Source organism: Pararhodobacter sp. (assembly GCF_034676075.1).
Classification (GTDB): domain Bacteria; phylum Pseudomonadota; class Alphaproteobacteria; order Rhodobacterales; family Rhodobacteraceae; genus Pararhodobacter.
Genome location: NZ_JAUCCQ010000206.1, coordinates 1 through 4,004, shown reverse-complemented (window position 1 = coordinate 4,004; position 4,004 = coordinate 1). Strand labels below are relative to the sequence as shown.

The 4,004-nt window shown below is 72.7% G+C and carries 3 protein-coding genes; 2 read left to right on the top strand and 1 reads right to left on the bottom strand.

Annotated features, from left to right (window positions below):
• Window positions 1-71: 71 nt before the first annotated feature.
• On the bottom strand, window positions 72-773 hold the full coding sequence (locus VDQ18_RS23140) for an arylesterase (protein ID WP_323023212.1): 702 nt from the start codon (window positions 771-773) through the stop codon (window positions 72-74).
• Between VDQ18_RS23140 and VDQ18_RS23135 the strand changes: the two genes are divergently transcribed.
• Both VDQ18_RS23135 and VDQ18_RS23130 read left to right on the top strand, forming a co-directional pair.
• On the top strand, window positions 772-1,479 hold the full coding sequence (locus VDQ18_RS23135; RefSeq protein WP_323023211.1) for an ABC transporter ATP-binding protein: 708 nt from the start codon (window positions 772-774) through the stop codon (window positions 1,477-1,479). The two genes, VDQ18_RS23140 and VDQ18_RS23135, sit on opposite strands and share 2 nt — an antisense overlap.
• Window positions 1,476-3,995, top strand: a complete 2,520-nt coding sequence (locus tag VDQ18_RS23130) for an ABC transporter permease (RefSeq protein WP_323023210.1) — start codon at window positions 1,476-1,478, stop codon at window positions 3,993-3,995. The genes VDQ18_RS23135 and VDQ18_RS23130 overlap by 4 nt, the downstream gene beginning before the upstream one ends.
• The last annotated feature ends 9 nt before the right edge of the window (window positions 3,996-4,004 follow it).

Sequence of the window (4,004 nt, the reverse complement as noted above, 5' to 3'; positions counted from 1 at the left end):
TCTGCAAATATCCTCCGGGGGGTCCGGGGGGTGGAAAACCCCCCGGCCTCGCCACCCACGCGCCGCTCGGGTCAGGGCGTGATACGCGTCAGCAGTTCCTCGACCGCCGGGCCCAGGGTTTCCACGACCAGCGCCACGCCCGCCGGATTGGGATGGATCATGTCATTCTGAAAAAGGCTCCCGGGCGCCGCCCCCGCTTCGACCGCCGCCCCGATCGGGGCCAGCATGTCGGAGACCAGGAGCGCGCCGTGTTCCGCCGCGACCTCGGGGTACATCGCCGCGAAGGCCTGCTGGAACTCCGGCCCGTAATTGCCCGGCGCGGGCAGGCCCACCAGCAAGGCGGGGATCCCCTCGGCATCGAGCCGGGCGAGGATCGCGTCCAGATTGGCGCGGCTCAGCGCCGGGTCGATCCCGCGCAACAGGTCATTGCCCCCCAGCGCCACGATCATCGCCTGCGGGCGATCGGCCAGCGTCCAGTCGAGCCTTGCCAGCCCCCCGGTCGTCGTATCGCCGCTGACGCCTGCGTTCTGCACCGTCACATCATGGCCGCGCGCCCGCAGCCAGGCCTCAAGCTGCGGCACCAGCCCTTCGTCCTGCATCAGCCCGTAGCCCTGGGTCAGCGAATCCCCCAGCGCGGTGATGCGCAATGTTTCGGCAGAGGCGACGGAAATCGGCGCCGCCAGCGTGAAAACCAGCGCCGCCACTGCCGTCCAGCGCTTGCCTGCGCGCCGGGAGACCCCATATCGGCCTAAAACGCCAAGGAAATTCTTCATGCCCGATCCTGTTCTGTCGCTTCGCGATACCCGTCTGACCTTGCAGGGCAACGCCGGGCCTGTCGATATCCTCAAGGGCATCTCGCTGGAAGTTGAGCGGGGGCAATCGGTCGGTCTGGTCGGGCCCTCGGGCTCGGGCAAGTCCTCGCTCCTGATGCTGATGGGCGGGCTGGAGCGCGCCACGGGCGGCAGCGTGCGGGCGCTGGACCGTGACCTGACCGCGATGAACGAGGACCAGCTGGCGCGGTTTCGCCGCGGCAACATGGGGGTCGTCTTCCAGTCCTTCCACCTGATCCCGACCATGACCGCGCTGGAAAACGTGGCGACGCCGCTGGAACTGGCGGGCCGCAAGGACGCTTTCGAACGGGCCGAGGCAGAGCTGACCGCCGTCGGGCTCGGCGCCCGGATGCACCATTACCCGGCGCAGCTGTCGGGGGGCGAGCAGCAGCGCGTGGCGCTGGCCCGTGCCGCCGCGCCCCGGCCGGCGATCCTGCTGGCTGACGAGCCGACCGGCAACCTCGACGGGCCGAACGGGCAGGCGATCATGGAAATGCTTTTCGGCCTGCGCGACCGGCACGGGGCGACGTTGGTGCTGGTCACCCATGCGCCGGACCTCGCCGCGCGCTGCGACCGGGTGATCCATCTGCGCGACGGGATGATCGAGACCGAGACCCGGTCGACGCCCCGCGCCGAGGCCGCGCAATGAGCCTCGCCATCGCCGCAAGGCTGGCCCGGCGCGAGCTGCGCAGCGGGTTGGGCGGGTTCCGCATCTTCCTTCTGTGCCTGACGCTGGGCGTGGGGGCCATCGCCGCCGTGGGTTCGGTCCGCTCGGCCATCGAGGGCGGGTTGGCGCGGGAGGGGCGGGCGCTTCTGGGCGGTGACGCCGAACTGCGGCTGACCTATCGCTTCGCCGATGAGGCCGAACGCGCCTGGCTGACCGAGCATGCCGCCGCCTGGTCGGAGGTGGTCGATTTCCGCTCCATGGCCACCGCGCCCTCGGGTGAGCGGTCGCTGACCCAGGTCAAGGCCATCGACGACAACTGGCCGCTGGTCGGCGCCCCGGTCTTCGAGCCGCCGATGGACGTGGCCACCCTGCTCGCCGGGCGCGACGGGCTGCCGGGCGCGGCGCTCGACCCCTTGCTGATCGACCGGCTGGGCCTCGCCGTGGGCGATACGGTGCGCCTCGGCACCCAGGATTTCGCCCTGATGGCCGCCGTGGTCCGCGAGCCTGACACGGTGGGCACCACCTTCGGCTTCGGCCCCCGCAGCCTGGTGGGGATCGAGGCCTTGCGCCAGTCCGGGCTGGTCGGCGCGGGCTCGATGTTCGACACCTCGTACCGGCTGCTGCTGCCCGAGGGCGCGACCCTGGCCCAGACCCGCCGCTCGCTGATCGACACCTTCCACGACGCCGGCATCCGCTGGCGCGATTCGACCCGGGCCGAGCCGGGGATCGAGCGTTTCGTCGACCGGATCGGCGCCTTCCTGGTGCTGGTCGGGCTGGCCGGGCTCGCCGTGGGCGGCATCGGCGTCTCGGCGGCGGTGCGGGCCTATCTCGACGCGAAGACCGGGGTCATCGCCACGCTGAAGACGCTGGGGGCCGAGGGGCGGGTGATCTTCGCCACCTATTTCCTGCAGATCGGCGCGCTGACCCTGCTGGGCGTGGCGCTGGGCGTGGCGCTGGGCGCCGGGGCGCTGCTGGTCGCCGTGCCGCTGGCGCAGGACAGCCTGCCGGTGCCCATTGCCAACGGCATCTACCCGCGTCCGCTGGCCGAGGCCGCGCTCTATGGCCTGCTGACGGCGCTGGTCTTCACCCTCTGGCCGCTGGCCCGGGTCGAACGGGTCCGCGCCGCCGCGCTTTATCGCGGGCAGGGGGGCGAGGCCCGGGCCCGGCCGCGCGCCTTGCTGATGCTGGCGCTGGCGCTCTCGGTCGCGGCGCTGATCGGCGCGGCGGTCTGGTTCTCGGGCACCTGGCAGCTGGCGCTGGGCACGGCGCTGGGCATCGCCGGGTCGCTCGGGCTGCTGGCGCTGGTGGCGGTGGCGCTCAGGGCGCTGGCCCGGCGGGCGGCGCGGTCGCGCGCGCTCAGGGGGCGGACGGCGCTGCGGCTGGCGCTGGGCGCGGTCGGCAACCCGCGCGAGGGCGCGGTGGCGGTGGTGCTGTCGCTGGGGCTGGGGCTGACGGTGCTGGCCACGGTGGGCCAGATCGACGCCAACCTGCGCGGCGCCATCTCGACCGAGATGCCCGACCGCGCGCCCTCGTTCTTCTTCCTCGACCTGCAGCCCGATCAGGTGGAGCCGTTCCGCACCGCTCTCTCGGCCTTCGAGGGCGTCGGCGACATCGAGACGGCGCCGCAGCTGAGGGGGGTGATCGCCCAGATCAACGGCCGCCCGGCGCGGGAATACGGCAATCATTGGGTGCTGCGGGGTGACCGCGGCCTGACCTATGCCGCCGATCAGGGGCGGCTCAGGCTGACCGAGGGCGCGTGGTGGCCCGAGGATTACGCAGGCCCGCCGCTGATCTCCTTCGGCGTCGAGGAAGGGGCGGAACTGGGCCTGAAACTGGGCGACACGATCACCGTGAACGTGCTGGGCCGCGACATCACCGGCACCATCGCCAATTTCCGCGAACTCGATTTCCGCACCGGCGGCATCGGCTTCGTCATGACCTTCAACCCGGGCGCCTTCGCCGGGGCGCCGCATACGGTCATCGCCACGGCCCGCGCGCCCGAGGGCAGCGAGGGGGCGATCCTGCGCGCGCTGGGCCGCGACTTCCCGAACGTGACCGCCATCCCGATCCGCGAGGCCGCCGAGCGGCTGGGCGAGGCTCTGGGCGCGCTGGCCGCCGCCACCTCGCTGGCGGCGCTGGCGACGCTCGCCACCGGCTTCGTGGTGCTGATCGGCGCCGCGGCCGCCGGCGAAAGGGCGCGGGTCTTCGAGGCGGCGGTGCTGAAGACGCTCGGCGCGACGCGGGGCCGGATCCTTGCCAGCTTCGCCCTGCGCTCGGCGCTGATGGGCGCCGCGGCCGGGCTGGTGGCGATCGCCGCGGGCGGGTTTTCGGCCTGGGCGGTGCTCACGCAGGTGATGGAGATCCCGTTCCGCTTCGACCCGGTCTCGGCCCTGCTGATCGTGCTGGGCGGGATCCTGGCCGTGCTGCTCGCAGGGCTCCTCTTCGCGCTCCGGCCGCTGGCGGCGCGCCCCGCTGGCGTGCTCCGCGCCCAGGAATAGAGGAAGGAG

Bases quoted from the DNA above. Each gene is read 5' to 3' on its own strand.
- VDQ18_RS23135 (WP_323023211.1), top strand. From the start codon at position 772: ATGCCCGATCCTGTTCTGTCGCTTCGCGATACCCGTCTGACCTTGCAG.
- VDQ18_RS23140 (WP_323023212.1), bottom strand. From the start codon at position 773: ATGAAGAATTTCCTTGGCGTTTTAGGCCGATATGGGGTCTCCCGGCGC.
- VDQ18_RS23130 (WP_323023210.1), top strand. From the start codon at position 1,476: ATGAGCCTCGCCATCGCCGCAAGGCTGGCCCGGCGCGAGCTGCGCAGC.